Source organism: Xaviernesmea oryzae, from assembly GCF_900109605.1.
GTDB lineage: Bacteria > Pseudomonadota > Alphaproteobacteria > Rhizobiales > Rhizobiaceae > Xaviernesmea > Xaviernesmea oryzae.
In genome coordinates this window covers 190,346-216,308 of sequence record NZ_FOAM01000007.1, presented here as the reverse complement: position 1 = coordinate 216,308, position 25,963 = coordinate 190,346, and the positions used below count along the sequence as shown (strand labels likewise).

The following is a 25,963-nucleotide window of genomic DNA, read 5'->3' as shown; positions in this document are numbered from 1 at the left end:
GGTGGGATTTTGTTTGGTGCGCCTTTCCCTTTATCGAAAAGCCGTCTTCCCCTGGGGATTTTCGGCCCTGCATCGTAAGGCAGGCTAGCCATCGCGAAATCTTGATGACCAAGGAGAACATACCTTGGGTTCAGGTGCTTTATTGCACCAAGCAGATCGATAGATTGGATCGGTACAGTTTCATCATCGACGATCCCGTGCAAATGGGCGAATGCGGCTTATACCTTGAGACCCTCGTCGTCACCGGCCGGACCACCGGCTTGCCCTGGATGCCGAGTTCTTCGGACGCCGTCCTCGGGATAATAAAGGACCGGTCGTCGGCCGACTGCCGCCGACGCTACGGACGAAGGTTCTTTCCCTGCGCCCCGACTTCTAGCGCGGGCGTAAGTGGTGTTCGGCCTATTGGCGCTCGCTTATCACAGCGCCAAGTCGGAGTTCGCCGAAACAGCACCGTGCATCTCGCGACGCACGGTGCCGGTATGATTGCCGCCTCAGAAGGGCGAGTCGGGGAAGTAGTAGTTCTTGGCGTTGTCCTTGGTCACCAGCGTGGCGTCGAGCGTGTAGGTGCCGTGCGCCGGGATCTGGTCATAGAGCGCGGCAGCCGTCAGTTCCATCGCGGTGCCGACCATTGACGGCGGATAGAGCACGTCGACAGGGATCATCTTGTCGCCGTCCATGACCTTCTTGATCATGTCCTTAGAGCCGGCGCCGCCGACGACATATTTGATATCCGTGCGCTTGGCCTGTTCGATCGCCTGGAGAACGCCGACAGCCATGTCGTCATCCTGGCACCAGACGACGTCGATCGCCGGATACTTCGTCAGGAAGTCCTGCATGACGCGGAAGGCGTCGTCGCGGTTCCAGTTGCCGAACTGGCGGTCGAGGACCTGAACCTTGGAGCCGGCAATGGCCTTGTCGAAGCCGTCCTGGCGCTGCTGGTCGATCGGGATCGGCAGGCCTCGGATCACGACGACCTTGGCCTCGGGCGAGGTGTCCTTGATGTACTGGCCGGCGACTTCGCCCAGTGCCGGATTGTTGCCGGCGACATAGAGGTCGCGCACGCTGTTGTCGTTGACGGACGGCGCACGGTCGACGATCGAGACGAAGGTGCCCTTGCCCTTGACTTCCTTGATGGCGTTGACGAGCGGATCCGGATCGGTCGGCAGGATCACGAGCGCGTCGATGCCCTGGGTTTCGAGATCCTGCACGGCATTGGCTTGGCTGGCCGGATCCGGCGAGGTCTTGACGATGACCTTCAGGCCCTCATGCTCCTTCATCAGGAGATCGGCCACGCGCTGCGCATGATAGACGACACCCGAGGTCCAGCCATGGTCGGCGGCCGGGATCGATACGCCGATGGTCTTGGCATCGGCAGCGAACACATTGGCGCTCAAGCCGGCCAGCGCCGTCATGGTCGCGGCCAGCAGCATCAGTTTCTTATGCATAGGTTCCTCCCTGGAAGTGAACGATATCGGCCTTGCAGGCCTTGCCTTGAAACACGGGGCTCCCCTCCGAAAGCCCCGCGCGGGGTCACGCCTTGCGGGCCAGCGAGCGCTGGACGAGCATGGCGATGATGATGATCGTGCCCTGGATGGCGCCGATCAGATATTCGCTGATGAAGTTGGAGAGCAGCATGATGTTGCCGACCAGCTCCAGAATGAAGGCGCCGCAGATCGTGCCCCAGACGCGCCCTGCCCCGCCTTTCAGCGCCGTTCCGCCGACGACGACGGCCGTGATCGCCTGCAGCTCCCAGAGAATGCCCGTTGTCGCGGAAGTGGAACCGAGACGCGGCACGTAGAGCATGACGGCAATCGCGACGCAGACGCCCTGGATGACGAAGGCGGCGATGCGCACGCGGTCCACGGCAATGCCGGAATAGCGCGCGACATCGCGGTTGGAACCGACAGCGGTGACATGCCGGCCATAGCGTGTGCGGTAGAGCACGAAGGCGGCAATAGCGGTGACCAGGAAGACGACGAGGATGGGCACGGGCACGCCGAGGATCGAGCCGAAATAGGCCGGACGATAGAGCGCCTGCTGCTCCGGCGAGCGCAGGGTAATCGCCCCGCCCTGCGAGAGCCAGGTGGTCAATCCGCGATAGATGCCCATGGTGCCAAGCGTGGCGATGAAGGGCTCGATGCGCCCGACCGTCGTGATCAGGCCGTTGGCCAGGCCGCACAGCGAGCCGACGACCAGCGCCAGAAGGATGGCGGCCGCGATCATCATCCCCGGATCGGCAATCGCGCCCGAATTCATGAACAGGATCATCAGGCTGGCGACGAAGGCGACCATCGAGCCGACCGACAGGTCAAGATCGCCCGATGAAATGACGAAGGTGGCGCCCACCGCAATCAGGGCGATGAAGGCGGCACGGGTGGCGACATTGGCGAGATTGGTGATGCCGATGAAGTTCGGGTTCACCAGCGCGCCGATGAGGATCAGCAGCGCCAGCGCCACGAAAGGAGCGACGGCCCTGAGATCGACATCCCGCCAGCTTCTGCGCGCGCGCACCGTGCCGCTCATTTCCGTGTCCGCTGCCATGGTCCTGCTCTCCCCGAACGCACGCGGCGTCCCCTTCCGTTGGTCTTGTTCATGCCCCGCACACTGTCTTGCCCGCGCGACGGGTCAGGCGGCCGCTTCGCGCCGCTTCAGCCCGGCGGCGTAGCGCATGATCACCTGCTCGCTGACCTCTTCGCCCTCCAGGAGACCAACCAGCTCGCCCTCGCGCATCACCGCGACGCGGGTGCACAGGCCGATCACCTCGGGCATCTCCGAGGAAATGACGATGATCGAGCGTCCCTCGCGGGCGAGCGCGGCGATGAAATGGTAGATCTGCTGCTTGGTGCCGACGTCGATACCGCGTGTCGGCTCATCGATGATGATGACGTCGGGCTCGGTTTCCATGATCTTGGCCAGCAGAAGCTTCTGCTGGTTGCCGCCGGACATGCGGCCGGCGCGCACCTTGTCGTCACGCACGCGAATGTCGAAGCGGCGCTTGGCGCGGGCCATGGCGCGCGCCTCGGAAGCCGGATCGAGATAGTGGTGGCGCACATGCCGGTCGATCGACTGCAGCGTCAGGTTCGCCGTCATGCCTTCGTCCAGGAGCAGGCCCTTGCCCTTGCGGTCCTTGGTCATATAGGCGAGGCCGCGGCCATTGGCCTCTCGGAAGGCCAGCGGCGCAAGCGGCGCGCCATGCAACAGCACCTCGCCAGAGAGACGCGGGCGCAGGCCGGCGACGGCCTCCATCAGCTCTGTCCGGCCGGAGCCGATCAGCCCGGAAAAGCCGAGCACCTCGCCTTTGCGCAGCTCGAAGCTGACATCCTTGACATAGGCCGTCGTCAGCCCCTTGACCGAGAGCACGACATTTTCATCCACATCCGGCTCGTCCTTGGCGGGATAGAGGCTGGAAAGTTCGCGGCCGACCATCAGCTGGGCGATCGCCTCTCCATCGAGATCGGACGTCGGCGCGGTCTTCACCCACTGTCCGTCGCGCAGCACAGTGACGCGGTCGGTGATTTCCATCACCTCGTCCAGCTTGTGCGAGACAAAGACGAAACTGACCCCTTGCGCCTTCAGCCGCCGCACCTGCTTGAACAGAAGCGCGGTCTCCTCGCGCGACAGCACGGCGGTCGGCTCGTCCATGAAGATGATGCGCGCGCGGCGGCTGATCGCCTTGGCGATTTCGACCATCTGCTTGTCGGCCACGGCGAGCGAGGAGATCAGCGCGTTCTCGTCGATGCGCGCACCCAGCTCGTCCAGAACCCGGCGGGTTTCCGCACGCATGGTCTTGCGGTCAAGCACACCGAAGCGGCCGATCTCGCGGCCGAGGAACAGGCTTTCCGCGACGGTCAGATGATCTGCGAGATTGAATTCCTGGTGGATCAGCACGATGCCGAGCGCTTCGGCCGCGCCGTTCTGTGGCAAGGTCACCGGTTGGCCATCGATCAGGATACGGCCGGCGCTTGGCCGCTCGAAGCCGGAGAGGATCTTCACCAGCGTCGATTTGCCGGCGCCGTTTTCCCCCATCAGCGCATGAACCTCGCCCGGGCGCACGTCGAAATCGACGCTGAACAGCACCTGGACTTCGCCGAAACTCTTGGAAATACGCTCTGCCGCAAGCAGGGAATGACCCGGCCCGGCCGCTGGCTCGCTCATGCTGTTCCTCCCCGCGGCCTCCACCGCTGCATCGACTGTGTAAACCTTTACATGACCGATGTAAAGGTTTACACAGTCGATAAAACATGGGATATCCGGGGCAGACCCCGCTTTACCTGACGCCTGAGTAGGCGCTAATCTTCGCGCGCGATTCCCTGGAGGAAGATGGCGGCCGGACCGGCGAAACGCCCCTGCCCTCTTCATTGTCTCCTGCCTGGCTGCGGCGTCTCGCCGGACCGGCACCGACCAGAAGCGAAGGCGGGCCGAAAGCTCATGACCCAACCGCCTGATATGCCTTCCCGCCCCACACCCTTCCCATCTGCGGCGAGCCTGCAGGCCACCTCGACGGCGACGATCGAGGATGTCGCGCGGATGGCGGATGTGTCGATCGCCACGGTCAGCCGCGCTATTCACACGCCGGAAAAGGTCGCGACCTCCACCCGCCAGCGCGTCAACCAGGCCATTGCCATCACCGGCTACACGACCAATGCCATGGCGCGGTCGCTGCGCATGGGCCGGTCCAACATGATCCTGGTGCTGGCGCCCGACATTGGCGACCCGAATTTCTCCAGCATTCTCGTCGGGCTGGAAAACGAGGCGCGGGCGCATGGCTATGGCGTGCTGATCGGCCATACGCAGAACGACCCGGAACGCGGGCTCGACTATCTGAAGTTCCTCAACTCCAACCAGGCGGCCGGCCTGCTGCTCTTCACCGGCCATGCGCCCTTCGGCCACCAGATGATGACGGAGCGTCTGCCGCCGACCGTCGGCCTGTTCGAGCCGGTCTTCAATGGCCGTGTTTCCTATGTCGGCGTGGACGATCTGGCCGGGGCGCGCAAGGCGGCGGAACATCTGCTTTCGGCCGGCCATCGCCGCATCGCCTTCATCGGCGAGTCGCGCACCAAGCTCGGCCATCAGCGGCGCCTCAAAGGCTTCGAACTGGCGCTGGATGCCGCCCGCATCCCGGCCAGCGACCGCATGGTGCTGGAAGGCGACGGCACGATCGAAAGCGGCCGGCTGGCGCTGGAGCAGATCTTCATGCGCGGCGACGCGCCGACTGCCTTCATGTGCGTCAATGACGCCACCGCCATCGGCGTGGTCAACGGTCTTTCGGCGCGCGGCTACGAGCTGCCGCGCGACATGTCGGTGATCGGCTTCGATGACATTCCCCAGGCAACCTACGTCCATCCGCCGCTGACCACCGTCCGCCAGCCACGCTCGGCCATTGGCCGCCAGGCCATGGCGCTGCTTTTGCAATCGCTCGATGCGCCGCCGGAACCGCCGCGTGAGATCCTGATCATGCCGGATCTCATCGTGCGTGGCTCGGTCACCGGTCCGCAGCGACGCTGAGGCTCACGGCCTGACAAGGCGCCTGTTGTCATCGGCCGGGAACATGCATTAGCAGGCTGCTGCAAAACGACAGCGTTTGCAGCAGCCTGCTAAAATTCACCTGCCGGCCGGGCAAGCCGACGCTGATCCAGCGCGCGGCGATGAAGCGGCTGTTGCCGGCGCTGCGCGAGGCGGGCCTGCAGCTGGCCTCCAACGCCGTTGTGATGCGCGGCGGCGAGGTGGCAGCCGATACGACCGGCGCTGCCGCCGCCAGCCGCTACGGCGTGCAGGAGAAGCTGCTGGCGGAAGCGGAGGCAGGCGCGGAGAATCGGTGAGGCGGGGCGCGATCTGTGCGATTTGCAGCCCGCTCCTCGCCCTATCGCTGGCCGTCGAATTGCCGGATGAAGGACTGCGTGACGCGATCCGCCAGTTCCGCGTGAATGTCGGAGCGCGGGCGCATCCCGCCGTCGCCGCATAGGCCATCGGGGTCGCCCAGCGATCGCAGGATTTTGGCGCCGTCCGGCTTGCACTCTGGCAGAAAGCTGAAGTGAACGGCCTGCGGGATATGGATCAGCGATCCGCGCGGGGTAAGCCTGACGAGATCGTCCGCCGCGACCGAGACAGGAACCTTGCCGGCTTCGCCCTGATTGACGAAGAGCAGGGGAATGTCGATAGCTTTCAAGCTCTGCGAATCGAAAGCCTGCGCCATGGAGGGATCGACGAGCACGGCAAAGCGCACCCGGGCATCCCGGTTTGACTGCTCGTAACGTGTCCTGTCGACCGTGCGCAGATCAAGCGGTTCAACAGCCACTTGCGCGCCGCTGACAAAGCCGCGGCGTCCGGCAAACCAGACGCAGTCGGCCATGTCGGGAAAAGCCTCGCAATAGCGCGCATAGGCTTCAAGGTTGACGCGTCCACCCACCAGATCGAGCACTGCCGCACCCCCGAGTGAAAAGCCGAGGGCGCCGACCTGATCGGGATTGATGAAGGGATGCCATTGCAGATCAGCGCTCAGCGCGGTGAGAACGCGCGAAAGATCCTCTGTCCGCTCCCATAGTTTGGGCGTATCCGCCGGCGTCGAATCCCCGCTGGTTGTGCCCGGATGATTGGGACCAACAACGATAAAGCCAGCCTCGACCAGGGGCTTGGCAAGCCAGGCCATGGTTTCCACCCTGGCGCCCGATCCGTGAGAGAGGAGGATCAGCGGATGTCGGCCTGTGGCGGGGCTGGCACCGACAAAGGCCGACGTTCCCTCAAATATTCTGCTGTTTCCCACCAGCGTTTCGGCGCCCCCGGCTTCGGCCGGATACCAAATGGTGACGGACAAGGCTTTGCCGCGGGCTGGCGACTGGACTTCGATTTGTCGGACACCGACCTGCTCGGCGGCCAGCGCCGGCAAGGCCGAGGCGAGGAGCAAGAGGGCGGCGAGACTGTGTCTCCAGTTTTTCATCAGGATTTTCCATAGGGTCGATGGTGAAACGATGACAGGATCATAGCGTTTGATTTGTGCATCCTGCGTCCTGGATCAGGTTTCGAGACATCCTCGATCGCGATCTGATCCCTGCCCAGCTCCTGGCCTTGCGCGTCCTGTTGCAATGGCTTTCGGCTCGCCCGAAAGGGCCGCGCGCCGGATCGACGGCCATGGCGGTCCGGGGCGCGGTGGGGATGATCACCGCGCGGCGGGCGGGGTGGCGTCCGGCGGCCGCGGGCATGCTTTGCTGAACACTGTGTTTCCCGCCCTTCCGCTCCGCCCAGCGCATCCTCATGTTATTGCCAAAGCAAGACAGGACGGCGCGAACGCGAGCCGAGACAGGAATGTGACGCATCATGAAGAAAATCGGTTTCCTCTCCTTCGGCCATTGGTCGCCCTCGCCGCATTCGGGCACGCGCACGGCTGCGGACGCGCTGCTGCAATCGATCGATCTGGCCGTTGCGGCCGAAGAGCTCGGCGCGGATGGCGCCTATTTCCGTGTCCATCATTTCGCCCGCCAGCTCGCCTCGCCCTTTCCGCTGCTGTCGGCCGTCGGCGCAAAGACCAGCCGGATCGAGATCGGCACGGCCGTCATCGACATGCGCTATGAAAACCCGCTCTACATGGCCGAGGATGCCGGCGCGGCAGATCTGATTTCCGGCGGGCGGCTGCAACTGGGCCTGAGCCGGGGATCGCCGGAGCAAGTCATCGATGGCTGGCGCTATTTCGGCTATCAGCCGGAAGAGGGCACGAGCGATGCCGACATGGGCCGCCGCCATACAGAGGTCTTTCTTCAGGCCCTGAAGGGTGAAGGTTTTGCCGAGCCCAATCCGCGCCCGATGTTTCCCAACCCACCGGGCCTGCTGCGGCTGGAGCCCTCTTCCGAAGGGTTGCGCGAGCGCATCTGGTGGGGCGCAGGCTCCAACAAGACCGCCGTCTGGGCCGCCGAGATGGGCATGAACCTGCAGAGCTCGACCCTGAAGGACGACGAGACCGGCGAGCCGTTCCATGTGCAGCAGGCCGCCCAGATCCGCGCTTATCGTGAAGCCTGGAAGGCGGCAGGCCACCAGCGCAGCCCGCGCGTGTCGGTGAGCCGCAGCATCTTCGCCCTGGTGGACGAACGCGACCACGCCTATTTCGGCCAGAGCGGCAAGGAAGCGGACTCGATCGGCTATATCGACGCCAGCACGCGGGCGATCTTCGGGCGTTCCTATGCCGCAGAGCCGGACCAGCTCGTGCGTCAACTGGCCGCCGACGAAGCGATCGCGGAGGCCGACACGCTGCTTTTGACCGTGCCGAACCAGCTCGGCGTGGAATACAACGCCCATGTGATCGAGGCGATCCTCAAGCACGTGGCGCCGGCGCTCGGCTGGCGATAGGCCCGGACCGCCGCCGGAAGGACGATTTCGGCGGCGGAGGGATCCGCGGCACACTCTCATGCCCCTGCGCAGATCGACTCCATCCGGCAGCATCGGTCGGCTTGCGAAGTCGGATGCCATGGTCAGGGTCTGTTAAACCTGCATCGCCCATGACTTCAGTGCGCATTAGCTAACATTGCGTACGGTATATCGGGTACCGTTCCGGCAATGCATCGCTTTTGCAACGCTTGGTCATCAATCCGCCAGACGAAGCGACAGGGCAAAAGCACGAGGCGTGAAATAGCTCACGCCGCAATCCGTTTGCTTTTGTCTTTTCAAAACAATTATTTACAGGATGAGATGAGTTTCCTGAGCGCGATGCGCACTTGGCGCAACGCTGTCCGTAATGGGTTTGAAGCCGAAACAGGTTGTTAGCCTCGGCAATAGAACGCGTCGCGTGTTAATCAGATATGTACACTTCGACCCATAATGACACTGTCGGCTTAAATATGGGGGTTGAGCGATGGGTGCGGTGTCTGCGTTATGCGCATTGCGTTCACTCGTCCTTACAGATTCTCGTCGCCTATTCGATCATATCAATATACCGACCTGGGTCGCCCGTCCCCTTCCGCTGCGCTTTTTGCATGGCGCCTCGTCGCTCGCTCCTGCATGGGAGGGGAGGCCTTGAGGCATGTCTTCCTGCCCTATGCGCTGGCCGCGATCTTGTCGGCTCTCGTCCTGCCCGGCCCCGCGTCGGCGCAGGCAGAGAGCAGCCCGCTGACCTGGGCGATCTATGATGCAGCGCCCTTCATGATGCGCGAGGGGCCCGACACCGACAGGGGCATTTTCGACCGGATCCGCCATATTCTGAGCGAACGGCTGTCTGACCTGCCGCAAACAATTCTTGAAGCGCCGTTTCCGCGCATCGTCAGCGCCATGAAATCGGGCGCGAACTGGTGTTTCGTCGGTGGGGTGAAGACACCGGAGCGCGAGACCTTCGCGGTCTTTTCACGACCCGTAGCAATGTTCTATCCGCTGCGCATCATCATCAACCGGCAGGCGCTGCCGCGCTTCCAGGCACTCGGACCACTCTCGCTGACGAATGTGTTACGCGATCACCACGACCTGAAGACGAGCCTGCTGCGCAACCGTTCCCTGGGCCCGACGATCGACGCGCTGCTGCAACGCTATCCCGTCAAGGAGCAGCATTCGGACTTTGGCGAGGCCTTCCGCATGCTGCTGACCGGCAGGCTGGACTATCTGATCGATTACAGCAACATTGCCGGCTATTATGCCGAGCGTCTCGGCCAGGCCGATGCCTTCGCGCTTCTTCTCATCGAGGAATCGATCGAGCCGGTCTTTCCGCGTGTCATGTGCGCTGCGACACCCGAGGGGCGCAACGCCGTCCAGCGCATCGATGCGATCCTCGAAACGGAGCGCCCGACGGACGCCTACCGCACGATCGTGGAAGCCTGGAGCGCGCCTCAGGACAGGCCCAAGATCCGCGCGGTCTACGACACCACCTTCCTGGCAACTCCGTGAGGCGCCCGTGAGCCGGCTTCCTCCATCGCGACATTCAGGCGGGTTATCCGATAAGGTCGGCGCATCGACCAAGTCCAGCCGCGCCCGCTTGGCGCCACGGCTTATCTGGACGATCCTGGCCGGCTATTTCGTGGTCGCCGTCCTGCTCACCGGCGTGCAGCTCGTCTATGAATATCGCATGGTCACGCAAAAGCTCGCCGAGGACGTTGGCAATCTCGGCCGAACCTTCAGCCCAGGCCTGACTGATGCGCTCTGGCGCTTCAACACGGATGCGCTGAAGGGCATCCTGGCCGGCATGGAGCAGATCACCATCGTCACCGGCGTCGAGGTCAAGGACGACCGCGACCTGCGCATGGGCGCCGTCGGCCGCATTGCCGGCGAAACAGGCGAAAGCTGGAATGTCGGCCGCGACGGGACCTTGTCACCAAGCACCAACCCGTGGTTCGGCGCGCCCTTTTCCCGGCGCTTCCCGCTTGTTTACGTCGATGAAAACGGCGGCCGGCATCCTGTCGGCAGCTTTACCGTCTATTCCGACCGCGCGCTGATCGTCGACCATCTCAAGCGCACCGTGGCGATCATCCTCGTCAATTCGCTGGTGAAGATCCTCATCCTCGGCGTGATGTTCGCCTATGTCATCCGCCGCATGGTCGGGCGGCCGCTGGCGCAGATCGACGCTTTCGTTCGCGACATCGACGCAGACAAGCTCGCCGGCAAACCGCTTGTTTTGACCGCCGGTGGACAGACCGAGCTGCATGCGCTGGCCGCAACGCTGAACAAAACCGTTGAGCGGCTGCGAGGCGCCTTCGCCGAAAACGACGTGCTGATCGAAAGCATGCGCGAGATGAACAGCACGCTGCTGACCAAGGTGAGCGAGCGCACGCAGGAGCTGAAGCGCCTTGCCGAGACCGATCTGCTGACCGGCCTTGCCAATCGGCGCCGGCTGGACGAGGCTTTGGACCGCGAAATCGCCAAAGCCAGGCGCGAGGGCACGGCGCTCAGCGTGATCCTCGGCGACATCGATCATTTCAAGGCGATCAACGACCGGCACGGCCACAAATTGGGCGATGCCGTGCTCGTTGCCTTTGCCGAGATCCTGCGCCAGGATCTGCGGCCACGGGATACGCTGGGGCGCTGGGGTGGCGAGGAGTTCATGCTGATCTGCCCCGCAACCGAGCTTGAGGCAGCGCGTGACATCGCCGAAACGATCCGGCTGCGCATCGCGCAGACGCCGCTGCCGGTGGTGGGCTGTCGCACCTGCTCCTTTGGCACGGCTATGCTCGCACCGCAGGAGAGCGCCGACGAGCTGGTCGGCCGCGCCGACGCCGCGCTCTATCGCAGCAAGCATCTCGGCCGCAACCGCGTGGCCATCAGCGCCTGAGACGAAGCGGCCAGGCAAGCCCGAGCCGCGCCATCAGCTTCCCGGACCTTACGAAGGGACAGAGACGGAGGCTGGTGCGTCATCGACCAGATCGCGCGCATCGCCTTCTCCGCCATTGGCGCGGTTGGCGGAGGCAGGACCATGGGCCGAGACCGGCATCTCCGCCAACGCCCGCACGAGACTGTCACGCGTGATCTCCGACAATCGACGCGCGCCGGTCAGTGTCATTGCGACACGCATTTCCTTGGCGATGATATCGAGCAGGTTCTCCACACCGGCTTGGCCGGCGGTGGCCAGCGCATAGACGAAGGCGCGGCCGAGAAGAACGCCGTCGGCGCCCTGCGCGATCATCCGGACAACATCGAGACCGGAGCGGATGCCGGAATCGGCGAGGATGGTCAGATCCCCTTTGACCGCATCGGCAATCGACGGGAGCGCCCGGGCGGATGACAGCACGCCATCCAGCTGCCGGCCACCATGGTTGGAGACGACGATGCCGTCGGCGCCGAAACGCACGGCCTCGCGCGCATCCTCCGCATCGAGAATGCCCTTGATGATCATCGGTCCCTTCCAGGTCTCGCGGATCCATTCCAGATCCTTCCAGCCGATCGAGGGATCGAAATTGGCGCCGAGCCAGCCAATATAGTCGGCGAGATTGGTCGGCTGCCCACGATAGGCGGAGATATTGCCGAGATCGTGCGGGCGGCCGCGCAGGCCGACATCGAGCGCCCAGGCGGGATGGGCAAAAGCTTGCAGCATCCGGCGAAAGGCTGCGTTCGGGCCTGACATGCCGGAATGAGCGTCACGATAGCGTGCGCCTGGCACCGGCATGTCGACGGTGAAGACCAGCGTGCGGATGCCGGCGGCCCAGGCGCGCTCCAGCGCATTCTTCATAAAGCCGCGGTCCTTCAGCACATAAAGCTGGAACCAGATCGGCCGGCCGACCTGGCTCTGCACCTCCTCGATCGGGCAGACGGAGACGGTGGACAGCGTGAAGGGAATGGCCCGCGCGGTCGCGGCGCGCGCGGCCTGCACCTCGCCCCGCCGGGCATACATGCCGGTCAGGCCAACCGGCGCCAGCGCCACCGGCATATCCAGCGCCTCACCGAAGAGCTTGGCACTCAAATCGACCTCGCCGACACTCTTCAGCACGCGTTGGCGCAAAGCGAGATCGCTGAGATCGCTGACGTTGCGTTTGAGCGTATGTTCGGCATAGGCGCCACCATCGAGATAGTGAAACAGGAAGGGCGGCAGGCGGCGGCGAGCGGCTTCGCGATAATCGCTGGCGGATGAGATGATCATGGGATGAGCGGGTCCTGTAACGGGGTGGACGACGAGGCCGCGCCGTCAGGGGCGGCGTGTGCACGAAGGCGATGGTCTGTCAGCGCCATGGCGGCGCGGCGGTGGCGGGCAGCCGCCTCGGCCAGCGGCCGCAGCTGGGTGGCGACATGATCGAGATGATCGAGCGCGGCGGCGCGGGCGCATGGGCCGTCCCCGGCCAGAATGGCCTTGACAATGGCGTGATGCTGGCGCGCCAGCGGCTCGGCACTGGCCGGCGCACGATAAAGCGCCTGCAGGCTTTCGGAGATGCTGGCCCGCAACAGGTCGAACAGGCCGGCCATGACCTGGCGCAGGACGATGTTGTGCGAGGCCTCGGCAACCGTCATGTGAAAGGCCGCATCGGCCTCGGCCTGGGCATGCGGCGCTTCCGGTCGGGGCGCCATCACATGAGCAAGCGCCGCCTTCAGCCGGGCGTGATCGCCGGGCGTCGCCCGTTCGGCGGCGAGTGCCGCCGCATCGCCTTCCAGCGAGCGGCGCAGTTCCATGACATCCAGCCAATAGCCCGGCTCGCCTTCCGCGAGGGATGAAAGCGGCGCGAGCGCGGCCGAGATCGGCGAGGCGGAGGCCGGCGTAACGATCGTGGGTTCTGGGAATTTCTCTGCGGCGACGAATGTGCCGCCGCCCTGCCGGCTTGTGAGGCGGCCATGGCTGATCAGTTCACGCAGAGCTTCACGCAGGCTGGAGCGGGATACGCCAAGGTCGGCCGCCAGCTGCCGCTCGCCCGGTAGGCGCACGCCTGGCGCAAGAGCCTGCTCTCGCAGCATCGTCTCGATCTGATTGGCCAACGGCCCCATACTCGTCCTGTCTATCTTGTCTGTCTTTTGGATCGGTCAGCCCTTAATGGTCCTACCAATTTGATCCCCCTGGCTCATAATGCGATTATTTCTTGATGTCGGACATGATCGAGAATGTCAAATACTCTATTGGTCATACCAATTTTCGTTCACCGCTGGCTTTCTCCAGCCGAATGGCTGCCGTGCATTTGTGGGCGAGGAGATCGGTTCGGGATGCGCTAAAGCTTTGAAGGCCGCATGGGCAAACACGCTGCCCACGCGTCACGGCGGTTTGCCACGACGCTCGCGACCACAGTCGGGCACAAGTGGAATAGCTGTTCTCACCGGCCGCACACAGGAGATCGCAAAGGATGGTGGACGACGGCACGGAGGGCAGAGCGAAACGGCTGGCGCGGCTGATCCGTGCGGCGGATGCGTCCTATCAGGTGGCCGAGGCCAGCCGTCCGGGCGGGGCCGGCGGTGCGGCGGCCTGGCTGCGGCGGGTCGGACGCTGGCTGGAGCTGCGTTCCTTCGGCCTGACGCCGGAACATTTTGCCTTGCAGGAGGGCGCGCGAGCGGCCTTGATCGTCGCTCTTCCCCTGGCGCTGATCCTCATTCTCGGCGAGCACAGACTCAGCTGGGCGATCTTTGCCGCCTTCTGGCTCTGCCTCTCGGATATCGCTGGGCCCTCGCGGCTGCGCCATCGCTTGCTGCTGGTCTTTTGCTTCGCCGGCGCCGTCGTTGCCTTTCTGGGCGCCTGGGCCGCCTCGCTCGGCACGGTGCCGGCCATGCTGGCCGGGCCGATGCTGGTCTTCCTGTCGATCCTTCTCCCGATCCGCCTGGCACATTCGCAGATGCTGGCCACGCTTCTGGCCGTCGTCGCGGTCGTCGCCGTCGGTTTTCCGGCGTCGGCGGAAGGCGCCATGGTGCTGGCGCTGGCCTTCCTCTCCGGCGGGCTCTGGGCCAGTCTGGTGATCGCGCGGCTCTGGCGCATCGACCCGGTGCTCGCCCTTCGCCAGGACAGCGTGGCCATGTTCGCCCGGCTGAGCGACATGGCCTTCGATCTCGCCGCCACCGGCATCCGCCCGCATCGCGATCGGCTCTGGCATCCCGAACATGCCGCGCATCGCCGCTCCATCCGTATCGCCATTGAGCGGCTGCGTGTCCTCATCAGCCGCTACGAGGGCGATGCGCAGGCCGAAGTCGCGCATTTCTGCCTGCATCTGCGGGAGGCTGAGGCGTGCTTCAACGCGCTCATCGCGCTGGAACATGCCTTCATCACCGATATCGGCTCGGCGGAAGAGCGGATCGCCAGCGCCAAGGTTCTGCGCAATGCCCTGATGGCCGCCCGCATGACGGTAGCCGAGGTGCCGGGGACGCGGGCACTGCTGGCACGGCGGCTCACGCGGCTTGCCCGTGGCAGGGCCGCCATGGAAGAGCCGACGATCCGGGGCGTACTCAGCGCCGTCGACGCGGCGCTTGCGCCCTTGGCAAGGGCCGCGTCGCCCGCAGAGCCGCCGCTGCTGGCCGCACCGCCGCTCCCCTCGCTTCAAGCCGGCCTGCGCCAGGCCCTGCGCCAAGCAGTCAGCGTCGCGATCGTGCGGTATGTCGCGCTCAGCCTCGGCCTTGGCTATCCCTATTGGGCGATAATGGCCACGGTGGTGGTGATGCAATCGGCAGCGCGCACCACCTGGACCCGCAGCCTGGAGCGGATCTTCGGCAGTCTCCTCGGCGGCGCGGCGGCCCTTGGCCTTCTGCACCTCGCAGCAGCGCCACCCATACTGGCGCTGATTGCCCTGCCGCTGGCAGGGCTGACCATTGCGCTGCGCACGGTCAACTACACGATCTTCGTCGTCACGCTGACCATGCTGTTCATCCTGGTGACCGAACTGCTGCAGCCAGGCGCCGGCAGTGCCTCGGCGCGCATTCTCGACAATCTGCTCGGAAGCTTTGCCGCGCTGTTCTGTGTGCTGGCGCTCTGGCCGGATCGTGGCCCCTCGCTGCCGCAACTGATCGCGCAGGGCCTCAAGGCCAACGGTGCCTATCTCGATGCCGTGCGCCGTGGCGAAAGCGCCGAGGTGATCGAGGCCACCCGCCGCGCCGCGGGCCTGTCCAGCATCGCGGCTGAAGTGGCGCTGCACGATCTCGGCGGCATTCCGCGCCGCTGGCACCGGCAGGAAAGCCACCATGCCGAGGCCCTGCGCAGTTTGCGGCTGCTCGCGGGCGAGGCCGCTGCCGTCTGGCATGCCGCGCGGGCCGATGCTCCGGCGCCGCGCCGGCCGGCCCATCAAGCGTAGGTCTGAACCCTTGTGACAGACTTAAAGCCTGGTGAGCCCCTCGCAGGCGCGCGCGACGATCTCATCGATCGAGGCATCGATGGCGACCGTCACCACATTCGGCTCGCCGGTCGGAACCTCCAGCGTCTTCAACTGGCTTTCCAGCAGCGAGACCGGCATGAAGTGACCCGTGCGCGCGCCCATGCGCCGCTTCAGCAGCTCGACCGACCCTTCCAGATAAACGAAAGCGAGCGCGCCGGAGGCGGCCGCGCGCAGCCGGTCGCGATAGCTGCGCTTGAGGGCCGAGCAGGCGACGATGATGGCCTTGCCATCCGCATGGGCCGCGGCGATCTCGGCGCCGATCTTGTCCAGCCAGGGCCAGCGATCCTCGTCCGTCAAGGCGATGCCCGCCGCCATCTTCTCGACATTGGCCTTCGGATGCAGCCGGTCGCCTTCGATGAAGGCTAGACCGCTTCGCGCCGAAAGGCCAAGGCCGATCGAACTCTTGCCGCAGCCGCTAACCCCCATCGCCACCACCGAGAGGCCGGGGCGGATGGCGCACGCACCCGCAGGCAGGGCATCAGTTTCGCGTGAAGACATGCAGTCAATCCTCCATCGACAGGAAGCCTAGGACCGATGCGCCAGCGCGGGACATCGGATGAGGTGAAGCGGCTTCATAGCGTCTCCCCGACAGGCCAAGCACCGCCACAGATACCGCCGCTCACCCATGTACCTCTCGGCATATGGGCCGGACAGGTGCCTTGTCGAGCCCCAGCTAGACCCGTTTCGGCGTGAAAAAGGACGCGCGGTCCACGACCGATACCTTGGTATAATCGCGCTGTACCAAGGCGCGATTGATCGCCAGCCGCGCTTGTGAGATGAGGGCCATGTCGTCAGGGCCGAGCCGCCTGCGACGCCCGATCAACCTTTCAAGACATGCAAATGGACAGCGACACTCGCCGCCGTCCGCGCCTGGCAAATGCCAGCCGGACGGTTTCCAAAACGATCCCGTCATCGACCGTTTCCGGCCTGCCCCGCGCTGCCTGAGGCTTTCTGCCTTTGGCTCACCGGGATCGCGCCGCGCGGTCCCCATGAGGTGAGCCATGACCATCACCCTCTTCCTGCGCGGCCGCCCCGCCGCATCTTTCGCCCCGATTGCCGCTGCCGCCTGCAAAGCCGGACCGCAGCGCCCTGCACTCGTTGCCCGCTGGCAGATCGACCCCGCCACCGGCCGCTTGGAGTGCCGCTGGGCTCTTGCGGATGCGGCAGAGAATCAGGATTCTCTGTCTCCGTCTGCGCAGATGCAAGCACCGACGCAGCTGCGGCAAGCGGCCTGATCCGCAACCGCTCTCGGCCTGGCGGCGGAGAGCATCGCCCGCGCCTTGCCCTGCCCAAGCGGCCCATCCGCCGGTCTGGGCGGGGGCCTCGGCGAGCCTCGTGCTTTGCCGTTTCGTCCTGCCCTCACCGCCCGCAGGCGGATGCCTGTTACAACCCCTCCCCCCGCGTCCCACGAGGTGCCCCTCATGGTGTTTCACTCCATCGACCGTCCCGCCCAGCGGGATATGGCAGCGCTGTCTTCCAGCCGGCGCCTGCCCAATCTTTACGATCTCATCGCCATTGCCTTTCTCGTGGCGCTCGGCACACTGGCTGCCCATGGCCTTGCCGAAATGCGCGCGCCGATGACCGTGCTGGCGGGCGATCCGATCGTGCTCGATCCCGCCCGCCTGCCGGAATATGCGCTGCGCACCACGCTACGCATGGTCGCGGCCATCCTCGCCTCGCTGCTTTTCACCTTCGTCGTCGCGACGCTCGCCGCCAAGAGCCGCCGGGCGGAAATGCTGATCGTGCCGGCGCTCGACATTCTCCAGTCGGTGCCCGTGCTCGGCTTCCTCACCTTCACGGTCACCTTTTTCATCGGCCTGTTTCCCGACAGCCAGATGGGGGCGGAATGCGCCTCGATCTTCGCGCTGTTCACCAGCCAGGCCTGGAACATGACCTTTTCTTTCTACCAATCGCTGCGCACCGCGCCGCGCGATCTGGACGAGGTTTGCCGGGGCTTCCGCCTGTCGGCCTGGCAGCGCTTCTGGCGGCTGGAGGCACCCTTTGCCGCGCCGGGCCTGGTCTGGAACACGATGATGTCGATGTCCGGCGGCTGGTTCTTCGTGGTCGCATCCGAGGCGATCACCGTCGGCAACACCACTGTGCAGCTGCCGGGCCTCGGCTCCTGGCTGGCCGTGGCCATCGACCGGCAGGATGTGACGGCGGTGGTCTGGGCCGTCCTCACCATGGGCGTCGTCATCCTGCTCTATGATCAGTTGATCTTCCGTCCCATCGTCGCTTGGGCCGACAAGTTCCGCTTCGAGCAGACGGCCAGCGGCCAGCGGCCGGGCTCCTGGGTCTATGATCTCGTACGCCGCACCCGGCTGCTGCGCAAGCTCACCGCGCCGCTTGCGAGCCTGTGGGACCGCGTGCTGATGCTGCGCCTGCCGAGCCCGCGCCTGCCCGCCATGGTGGAGCGCCAGAGCCGGGACCTGTCCCGTGTGATGGATGTGCTGTGGATTGGCGCCGTGGCCGCCATCGGCGCCTGGGGCGTCTGGCGCCTTGTCACCTATGTCAGCGCCAGCCTCGGCTGGGCGGATCTCGGCGAGGCCTTTGCCGGCGATCTGGCGACGCTTGTTCGGGTCATCGTGCTGATCGCGCTCGCCAGCCTCGTCTGGGTGCCGCTCGGCGTCTGGATCGGCCTGCGCCCGAAGGTGGCCGAGCGGGTCCAGCCGGTGGCGCAGTTCCTGGCGGCTTTTCCGGCCAATGTGCTCTTCCCGGTCGCGGTGCTCGCCATCGTCGCCACGGGCGCGAGCCCGAACATCTGGCTCTCGCCGCTGATGGTGCTGGGCACGCAATGGTACATTCTCTTCAACGTGATCGCCGGCGCCAGCGCCTTCCCGACCGATCTGCGGGAGGCCGCCGCCGTCTATCGCCTCGGCGGCTTCACCTGGTGGCGCCGCGTCATCCTGCCCGGCATCTTCCCCTATTACATCACGGGGGCGCTGACGGCCTCGGGCGGCTCTTGGAATGCCAGCATCGTCGCCGAAGTCGCCAATTGGGGCGACACCAAGCTCGAGGCCTTCGGGCTCGGCGCCTATATCGCCAAGGCCACGGAGGCCGGAGACTTCCCGCGCGTCATCCTCGGCATCGCCGTCATGTCGCTGTTCGTCACCCTGTTCAACCGCGCGCTCTGGCGCCCGCTCACCGTCTTTGCCGAAAAGCGCATGCGCATCAACTGATGCCAGCCCGCAGCTCTCGCCCCGTTCTACCAGGAGTTCAATCCATGGACACCCTCGCTCCCGCCACCCTTACCGCGACCGCCACCCCACTCGTCGAAGTCCGCAAGGTTCGCCAAGTCTATGACAAGGGTACGTCCGGCTCACTCGTCGTGCTCGATCAGGTGGATCTCTCGCTGAAGCCCGGCGAGGTTATCGGCCTGCTCGGCCGCTCCGGCTCCGGCAAGTCCACGCTTCTGCGCGCCATTGCCGGCCTGCTGCGCCCGAGCGAGGGCGAGGTGTTCTTCCAGGGCCGCCCTGTCGACGGGCCGACGGATGGCGTTTCCGTCGTCTTCCAGAGCTTTGCACTCTTTCCCTGGCTGACCGTGCTGCAGAATGTCGAGGTTGGCCTGGAAGCCCAGGGCGTCAATGCGGCCGAGCGGCGCAAGCGGGCGCTCGCCGCCATCGACCTGATCGGCCTCGACGGCTTCGAAAGCGCCTATCCGAAGGAGCTGTCGGGCGGCATGCGCCAGCGTGTCGGGCTCGCCCGCGCGCTCGTCGTGCATCCCAAGGTGCTCTTGATGGACGAGCCCTTTTCCGCACTCGACGTGCTCACCGCCGAAACCCTGCGCACCGACCTGCTCGATCTCTGGTGCGAGGGGCGCATGCCGATCGAGTCGATCCTGATCGTCACCCACAATATCGAGGAGGCCGTGCTCATGTGCGACCGGATCCTGATCTTCGGCTCCAATCCCGGCCATGTGATCGCCGAGATCCGCGTGGACCTGCCGCAGCCACGCAACCGGCTGGACCCGGCCTTCCGTGTACTGGTGGAGGATATCTATCAGCGCATGACCGCGAAGAAGGGGACGCAGCCGACGCGCGACGGGCTGTTTCCCGGCACCGGCATCGCCATGGAACTGCCGAGGGTCTCGACCAATCTGATGTCCGGCATGATCGAGGCGCTGGCGGGCGATCCCTATCGCGGCAAGGCCGACCTGCCGCCGCTCGCCGCCAGCCTGCATCTGGGCATCGACGACCTCTTTCCCGTGGCCGAGACGCTGCAATTGCTGCGCTTTGCCGAGTTGGAAGGCGGCGACATCCGGCTCACCCCCGCAGGCCTGCGCTTTTCCGACAGCGACGTGGACGAGCGCAAGCGGCTGTTCGCCCAGCATCTGGCATCCTACGTGCCGCTCGCCGCCCATATCCGCCGCATCCTCGACGAGCGGCCGACCCACCGGGCGCCGGCCAGCCGTTTCCGCGACGAGCTGGAAGATCACATGTCGGAAGACTATGCCGCCGGCACGCTGAAGGCGGTGACCAACTGGGCTCGCTATGGGGAATATTTCGCCTATGACGAACATTCCGACCTGTTCACGCTGGAAAACCCGAGCTGAGTATCGGGCAATCAGGGGCGGGACCGTCAGTCGGCGGCCCCGACCGGATCGCTCCCATCCTAAGGGCTTGGCTTGATCTTTTTCCGCCTACCCCGCACAGCTAGACAAGGCATGTCAGGACGGACCTCAGGTAGGATGCGCGCAGCGAGACCGACATTTTTTCGCTATCTGGCCGAAGCACCGCTCCTGTGGTGCGCCATCTTCGTCCTGGCTTGCCTGATCTTCATCGCGGATACCGTCACGAAGCGCGAGATCGCCTTTGCCGTACTCCATGTCGTGGTGATCCTCATGGCGGTGCGCACTGGCCGGGTGGGCGCCATTCTGGCGGTTGCCGTGGGATGCGTGGCCCTGACGGTGACGAGCTATGCCTTGACCCCGCATGGCAGCCAGGAAGCAGGGCTGGCCAATGCGGCGCTGAGCCTTCTGGCCATCGGCGCCAGCACCTGGCTCGCCATGCGGCTGGAGCGGCTGCAGGCGGCATCGCGGCGGGCGCAAGGCGAGCTCGCGCGCATGTCGCGCATCGTGCTGATGGGCGAACTCAGCGCCTCCATCGCCCATGAGGTCAGCCAGCCGGTCACCGCGATCGCCGCGCATGGCCATGCGGCGCTGCGCTGGCTTTCCGCCAGCCCGCCCAACGAGCACGAAGCGCGCCAAGCCCTGCGCCGGATCGTCGGCGATGCCGAGCGCGCCGGCGAGGTGGTGGCGCGGGTGCGCCGCCTGGTGGCGCGCGCCGAGCCTCGGCACGAGCCGCTCGACCTGAGCGAAACGGTGGCCGAGGCGCTGGCGCTGATGCGTGGCGAGTTGCGCCGCCACGACATTGCCCTGCGCACCGAACTCGCCGACGACCTGCCTGCCGTCAGCGGCGACAGGGTTCAGTTGCAGCAGATTGTGTTGAACTTCGTGCTCAACGCCGCAGACGCCATGGCGGAGACGCCGGCGGACGTGCGCGATCTCCTTGTCAGCACCGCTGCCAATGGGGCGAGCGTGACGGTGAGCGTGCGCGACACCGGTAGTGGCGTTTCGGCAGAGGCGCAGAGCCGGCTGTTCGAGGCCTTCTTTTCCACCAAGGCGCATGGCATGGGCATGGGCTTGGCCATCAGCCGCTCGATCGTCGAGGCCCATGGCGGACAAATCTATGCCGCCCCCAACTATCCTACCGGCGCCGACTTCGGCTTTACCCTGCCGGCGGCTGCCAAGCCGACGCCTGACCCAACCGACGATGATGCTCACGGAGGGCATGACCGGCAAGCACCCGGTACAGGCCAGGCTTTACAGAAAGCTGAGGCCAGATGAGCGAGGATCGAGTGGACACACAGACGGTCTATGTGGTCGATGACGATGCGTCTGTGCGCGATGGGCTGGATAGCCTGCTGCGCTCGGTCGGCTATCGCACCGCCTGCTTTGCCTCGACACGCGATTTCCTTGCCGCGCTGCCGCTTTCCCGGCCGAGCTGCCTGGTGCTCGATATCCGCATGCCGGACGCCAACGGCCTCGATTTTCAGGATGAGCTGGTGCGCCAGGGTCTGCGCGTGCCGATCATTTTCCTTTCAGGCCATGGCGATGTGCCCATGTCGGTGCGGGCAATGAAGGCGGGCGCGAGCGAATTTCTGCTGAAACCCTTTCGCGAACAGGATCTGCTGGATGCCATTCGTCATGCCCTGGCGGCCGATGGCGCGCGCCGGATCGAGGATGACGTGCTGGCCAGCCTGCGCGCGCGCTACCAGACGCTGACCAGCCGCGAGCGCGAAGTCATGGCGCTGGTCGTTCTGGGGCGGCTGAACAAGCAGATCGCCGGTGAACTCGGCCTCAGCGAAATCACTGTCAAGGTCCATCGCGGCCATGCCATGCGCAAGATGGAGGCCGATACGGCGGCCGATCTGATCCGCATGGCGGAACTGCTGGGCCTCTTTCGCCCAATAGGCTGAAGACAGCGATCTCAAACCTTGCTTGCGTTTGGCGCTATCGCCTCTGCGGCAGCATACCATGAAGGGACGTGCGGCCCCTGCGAAACGCGTGGAAGAGCGCGGCAGCGGCATGGATCGACACCAGACCGGCGGCGCCATAGGCCAGCCAGGCATGGATGTGCGACCAGAAGGCTTCGGCCGCATCCGATACCGGTAGAGGCAGGTTCGGCACGACCACGAGATCGAAGACATAGCTCGGAACGCCAAGGGGCGAGGCGGAGGCGATCGCCCAGCCCGCCAGCGGCACGGCGACGGTCAGCAGCAGCAAGACCCTGTGCGCAAAGCGCGCCAGCAGCCTTTCAACGGCACTTGCAACAGCACCCGCATGCGGCGAGCGACCGAACAGCGACCAGGCAAGGCGGATGAGCGCCAGAGCGAGGATCAGGAAGCCGACCGACTTATGCAGCTGGTAGAGATCGAATTGCAGCACGGGCTGATCGCTGAACACCTGCGTCAACCAGCCGAGCGCGATCTGGCCGATGAACAGAAGAGCGACGCTCCAATGAAGGCAGCGGCTGACAAGGCCATAGGCCGTGGCCGTGTTGCGCAGGCTGATCATGTGATGGTCCTTGTCATGTCCTGGCGGCGTGATCGGCTTCGGCCTTGGCGAAGAGTTTTCTGTCTTGCCATCCCGCTATGCTTTCGCGCTTTCACGAGATATCGACGCGACTACTCGCGCACGCCTTCCAACTGCATGTCGAAGCTGACGACATTCGAATAGATCGGGACGCCGACGCCCATGCCGTAAGGCAGGCGTGGTATATCGCCCGTGACGTGGAAGCTCATTCGGTTGCCGTTTTCTTTCGAAAACGCCGCCTGGAAGGTTTCAGGCCGCGACTTGCCCCGCGCCGTCAATGCGCCGGTGATCGTGGCACTCTTCGGCCCGGTTGGTACGACATTGGTGGAGGTGAATGTAATTGCCGGATAGGTTTGCGTATCGAACACGGCGTTGGACCGCAGGAAGGCGTCGATGCGTGGCTGGCCGGTGGCAACACCGCCGGGACTGAGTTCGATCGTCACCGAGGAATGTGCAAGGTCCTGGGCATTGATCTCGAAATGACCCGAGGCGACGGGAATGCTGCCGTTGATCGCGCCACCGCTCACCTGCTCGACATGAAAGCCGATATGAGAGGCGGGATCGATCCTGTAATGTGCGATGGCCTGCGCGGCAAAGGCTGGTTGCGCCGGAATAACAGGCGTGGCCATGGCGATGGTAAGAGCGATGGCGGATGTCCAAGCGACGGTCTTCATGAGGCCTATCCTGTGCTGCGGGCGGCGATTGCCGCCGGATAGGAGAACAACACCACGGTATCGGCTCTTATTCCCTGTGACCAAAGAAATATGCAGGAGAGAACCATCGGGCGAAGTCGGTTGCATCGCTCGATGAACCGCGGGTTGTGATGGTCGACGGAAACAGGGCTGACGATCGGGCGGAACGCGGTCGCAGATCCCCACGTTGCTGCCAGCTAACGTGTCCGAGACGCCTGCTTGCCTCAGGCGAAGTGCAATCAACGTGCGAACACTATATTTTAAGCAACCGAAAGCATTATTGGCTAAGCCGTCGCTTATGCAGCGCAGATGCAACCTTGCGCCTCAGCAAAGAATTAAGACCTTTAGACATATATTGACAAATACAAGAGCAGCTGATGTCGCCTGTTGGCCGTTGCTGACACCCATTTTGTTCCGGCTCCGGATGCCTTCATGACGTCAGTGCAGGACGACTATTTTCGCATCGCCCAATATCGGTCTTTCGCTGCGAAAATGCCGATGCTGCTGGCGTGCCTTGTCGCGTCGAGCATGATCGAATTTTTCATGCTGGACGAACTGACGCTGCTGTCTTCCGCAGGCGCCATCGAAGTCGGCGTCTGCATGACAGCCTTTCTCACGGCGACCTGGTGGATCCGGCATGGCGACGACGCGATCGATCGCGACGCCGCCTTGCGCCGGATGATGGTCAGCATGATCATCTGCGTGATCGGTGGCTTCGTCAGCATCGTCAACGACGTCTCGCTCTACCTTGAATCCGATCAGGGCATGCGGCTCTACCTGGCTTTCAGCATCTTCGGCGTCGGCATCTGCTGTTTCGTCTGCACCATGCATATCCGGTTGATGTCCGTGATCGTCATCTGCCTGACGACGGTACCCTGTACCTGGATGTTCATCGAGCTTGGCTTGCCGGGCGCAAAGGCTGCCGGCATCCTGGCCCTGGTAATGGCCTGTACCATGGTCGTATCGATGTTCAGCTACCAGCACGATTTCCGACGGCTGATCGAAGCGCGCGTCAAGGTCGAGTTCCTGGCGTCGGAGAATGTTCGGCTGGCCAGCGTCGACGAGCTTACGGGTCTGCACAACAGGCGCTACTTCATTCAGCAGTGCCGGGACTGGAGCAACAAGCGCGATGCCGACCGGATATCGCTCGCCATCGGCATCATGGATATCGATGGCTTTCGCACGGTCAACGAGCATCATGGCCATCAGGTCGGCGACGCCGTGCTTAAGGAAGCGGTCAAGCGGATCAGGCGCGTCATTCCCGCAAGTGCAGCGCTCTGTCGCGTCGGTGGCCATGAATTTGCCCTTGTGATCTTCGATCCGCTCGCTCCGGAAGAGATGATAGCGATCGGCGATCGGCTGAAGGCGGCCTTCGAACAACCCATCCCGGTCGAGGATATTCGCGCGGCAGTGGGCTGCTCTGTCGGCTTTGCCAGCTATCCGGAGAATTCCCGCGATGTCGATACGGTCTTCACGCTTGCGGAATACGCGCTCCGCCATGGCAGCGCGGAAGGCAGCAACCGGTGTGTCGTCTTCAACCGCGAACTGGAGCGGCTGCGTGCCTGGCAATCGCAATTGGAGCAGGCCCTGCGGCGGGCGGTCTCCCAGGCCGCCCTCTACCCCGTCTATCAGCCGATCATCGGTTCGGACACGGGCGAGATCATCGCGTTTGAATGCCTGTGCCGCTGGACGGATCCGAATCTCGGTGTCGTACCGCCCGATGTCTTCATCAAACACGCGGAAAAGCTGGGCCTGATACAGGCACTGACCAAGCAGATCCTGACGCGCACGCTTGAAAATATGCGGCTCTGGCCTGGCAGTCTGAAGGTCTCCATCAACATTTCGGCGACGGATGTGGCCGACAAGGCCTTCATGGAGGAGCTGCTTCGTCTTGTCGCCGGATCGTCAGTGCCGGCAAACCGCTTGATTTTCGAGATCACCGAAACAGCGGTGCTGTCCGATTTCACCGGATCGCGGCGCCAGTTGGACGCGGCGCGCAGATCCGGCATCGAGATCGCCCTGGATGATTTCGGAACCGGCTTTTCAAGCATGAGCCATCTGCATCAGCTTCCGCTCGACAAGGTCAAGATCGACAGACGGTTCATCACCGATCTGGCAGAGGACGAGACCAGCCGCAACATCGTCTCCGGCATCATCTCCCTCTGTGGCAATCTGTGCATCGCCTGCGTGGCCGAAGGCGTGGAGAACGCCGAGCAGATGCGCATTCTGCGCGATCTCGGATGCACCTATATTCAGGGTTATCACGTCGCGCGCCCCGTCCCGGCCGAAGACGTGCACGGCCTGATCGCCCGCCCGGCCACGCCCTGCCCGACGACGAAGCAAACGACCCTGATGTCATCCTAAGGCTTGTTCAGCGCAGCCTCTGCAGCGCGCCGACAGCCGCCTTTACCCGGAAAATCATCGATATCTCCGAATGGAGCCCTAGCTTCTTG

At 64.5% G+C, this 25,963-nt stretch carries 21 protein-coding genes; 12 read left to right on the top strand and 9 right to left on the bottom strand.

What is annotated here, in order from left to right:
- Positions 1–491: 491 nt before the first annotated feature.
- From BMX61_RS11215 to BMX61_RS11205, 3 genes are all read right to left on the bottom strand, one after another.
- Positions 492–1,412: a substrate-binding domain-containing protein gene (locus tag BMX61_RS11215; protein ID WP_234794663.1), complete on the bottom strand. Its 921-nt coding sequence runs from the start codon at positions 1,410–1,412 to the stop codon at positions 492–494.
- Between the two features lie 118 nt (positions 1,413–1,530).
- A complete protein-coding gene (locus tag BMX61_RS11210; RefSeq protein ID WP_075629741.1) occupies positions 1,531–2,541 on the bottom strand; it encodes an ABC transporter permease in 1,011 nt (336 codons plus the stop codon).
- A gap of 84 nt (positions 2,542–2,625) precedes the next feature.
- On the bottom strand, positions 2,626–4,155 hold the full coding sequence (locus BMX61_RS11205) for a sugar ABC transporter ATP-binding protein (protein WP_075629742.1): 1,530 nt from the start codon (positions 4,153–4,155) through the stop codon (positions 2,626–2,628).
- A 291-nt stretch (positions 4,156–4,446) separates the two neighbouring features.
- Here BMX61_RS11205 and BMX61_RS11200 point away from each other — a divergent pair, with 291 nt between their 5' ends.
- Both BMX61_RS11200 and BMX61_RS24675 read left to right on the top strand, forming a co-directional pair.
- Positions 4,447–5,505 (top strand): LacI family DNA-binding transcriptional regulator, encoded by a 1,059-nt coding sequence (locus BMX61_RS11200; protein ID WP_075629743.1) that lies wholly within the window; start codon positions 4,447–4,449, stop codon positions 5,503–5,505.
- Positions 5,506–5,645: 140 nt separating this feature from the next.
- Positions 5,646–5,819: a hypothetical protein gene (locus tag BMX61_RS24675; RefSeq protein ID WP_170854929.1), complete on the top strand. Its 174-nt coding sequence runs from the start codon at positions 5,646–5,648 to the stop codon at positions 5,817–5,819.
- A gap of 41 nt (positions 5,820–5,860) precedes the next feature.
- On the opposite strand, the gene BMX61_RS11195 is transcribed toward BMX61_RS24675, so the two are convergent.
- Positions 5,861–6,934 carry an alpha/beta hydrolase family protein gene (locus BMX61_RS11195; RefSeq protein WP_075629744.1) on the bottom strand — a complete coding sequence of 358 codons (1,074 nt, stop codon included), beginning with the start codon at positions 6,932–6,934 and terminating at the stop codon, positions 5,861–5,863.
- Positions 6,935–7,311: 377 nt separating this feature from the next.
- Here BMX61_RS11195 and BMX61_RS11185 point away from each other — a divergent pair, with 377 nt between their 5' ends.
- The 3 genes from BMX61_RS11185 to BMX61_RS11180 all read left to right on the top strand — a co-directional run bounded on the left by BMX61_RS11185 (position 7,312) and on the right by BMX61_RS11180 (position 11,233).
- Positions 7,312–8,334, top strand: a complete 1,023-nt coding sequence (locus BMX61_RS11185; RefSeq protein ID WP_075629746.1) for an LLM class flavin-dependent oxidoreductase — start codon at positions 7,312–7,314, stop codon at positions 8,332–8,334.
- 663 nt (positions 8,335–8,997) lie between these two features.
- A complete protein-coding gene (locus tag BMX61_RS24670; RefSeq protein WP_170854928.1) occupies positions 8,998–9,855 on the top strand; it encodes a transporter substrate-binding domain-containing protein in 858 nt (285 codons plus the stop codon).
- Positions 9,856–9,943: 88 nt separating this feature from the next.
- The gene (locus BMX61_RS11180; protein ID WP_075629748.1) at positions 9,944–11,233 is read left to right on the top strand and encodes a GGDEF domain-containing protein; all 1,290 of its coding nucleotides are present in this window, start codon (positions 9,944–9,946) and stop codon (positions 11,231–11,233) included.
- Between the two features lie 48 nt (positions 11,234–11,281).
- Here BMX61_RS11180 and lldD read toward each other — a convergent pair whose 3' ends face one another.
- Positions 11,282–12,535, bottom strand: a complete 1,254-nt coding sequence (gene lldD / locus BMX61_RS11175; RefSeq protein ID WP_083639636.1) for an FMN-dependent L-lactate dehydrogenase LldD — start codon at positions 12,533–12,535, stop codon at positions 11,282–11,284.
- A complete protein-coding gene (locus BMX61_RS11170; protein WP_075629749.1) occupies positions 12,532–13,368 on the bottom strand; it encodes an FCD domain-containing protein in 837 nt (278 codons plus the stop codon). Before BMX61_RS11170 ends, lldD begins: the two co-directional genes overlap by 4 nt.
- Positions 13,369–13,718: 350 nt before the next feature.
- Between BMX61_RS11170 and BMX61_RS11165 the strand changes: the two genes are divergently transcribed.
- Positions 13,719–15,644, top strand: coding sequence for an FUSC family protein (locus BMX61_RS11165; protein WP_083639637.1), 1,926 nt, complete (start codon positions 13,719–13,721; stop codon positions 15,642–15,644).
- A gap of 21 nt (positions 15,645–15,665) precedes the next feature.
- Here BMX61_RS11165 and BMX61_RS11160 read toward each other — a convergent pair whose 3' ends face one another.
- Positions 15,666–16,223: a gluconokinase gene (locus tag BMX61_RS11160; protein WP_092742556.1), complete on the bottom strand. Its 558-nt coding sequence runs from the start codon at positions 16,221–16,223 to the stop codon at positions 15,666–15,668.
- A 503-nt stretch (positions 16,224–16,726) separates the two neighbouring features.
- On the opposite strand from BMX61_RS11160, the gene BMX61_RS11155 reads away from it, so the two are divergent.
- From BMX61_RS11155 to BMX61_RS11135, 5 genes are all read left to right on the top strand, one after another.
- Positions 16,727–16,960 (top strand): hypothetical protein, encoded by a 234-nt coding sequence (locus BMX61_RS11155; protein WP_075629752.1) that lies wholly within the window; start codon positions 16,727–16,729, stop codon positions 16,958–16,960.
- Between the two features lie 186 nt (positions 16,961–17,146).
- The gene (locus BMX61_RS11150) at positions 17,147–18,904 is read left to right on the top strand and encodes an ABC transporter permease (protein ID WP_075629753.1); all 1,758 of its coding nucleotides are present in this window, start codon (positions 17,147–17,149) and stop codon (positions 18,902–18,904) included.
- Positions 18,905–18,948: 44 nt separating this feature from the next.
- Positions 18,949–20,277, top strand: a complete 1,329-nt coding sequence (locus BMX61_RS11145) for an ABC transporter ATP-binding protein (RefSeq protein WP_075629754.1) — start codon at positions 18,949–18,951, stop codon at positions 20,275–20,277.
- A gap of 135 nt (positions 20,278–20,412) precedes the next feature.
- Complete coding sequence (locus tag BMX61_RS11140; protein ID WP_075629755.1) at positions 20,413–21,570, top strand: sensor histidine kinase; 1,158 nt, start codon at positions 20,413–20,415, stop codon at positions 21,568–21,570.
- Positions 21,567–22,202, top strand: a complete 636-nt coding sequence (locus BMX61_RS11135; RefSeq protein ID WP_075629756.1) for a response regulator transcription factor — start codon at positions 21,567–21,569, stop codon at positions 22,200–22,202. The genes BMX61_RS11140 and BMX61_RS11135 overlap by 4 nt, the downstream gene beginning before the upstream one ends.
- A gap of 34 nt (positions 22,203–22,236) precedes the next feature.
- On the opposite strand, the gene BMX61_RS11130 is transcribed toward BMX61_RS11135, so the two are convergent.
- Together BMX61_RS11130 and BMX61_RS11125 are read right to left on the bottom strand one after the other, a co-directional pair.
- On the bottom strand, positions 22,237–22,800 hold the full coding sequence (locus tag BMX61_RS11130) for a cytochrome b (protein WP_075629757.1): 564 nt from the start codon (positions 22,798–22,800) through the stop codon (positions 22,237–22,239).
- 110 nt (positions 22,801–22,910) lie between these two features.
- Positions 22,911–23,492 (bottom strand): YceI family protein, encoded by a 582-nt coding sequence (locus BMX61_RS11125; RefSeq protein ID WP_075629758.1) that lies wholly within the window; start codon positions 23,490–23,492, stop codon positions 22,911–22,913.
- A 450-nt stretch (positions 23,493–23,942) separates the two neighbouring features.
- Here BMX61_RS11125 and BMX61_RS11120 point away from each other — a divergent pair, with 450 nt between their 5' ends.
- Complete coding sequence (locus tag BMX61_RS11120; protein WP_139198912.1) at positions 23,943–25,874, top strand: putative bifunctional diguanylate cyclase/phosphodiesterase; 1,932 nt, start codon at positions 23,943–23,945, stop codon at positions 25,872–25,874.
- Positions 25,875–25,963 lie beyond the last annotated feature (89 nt).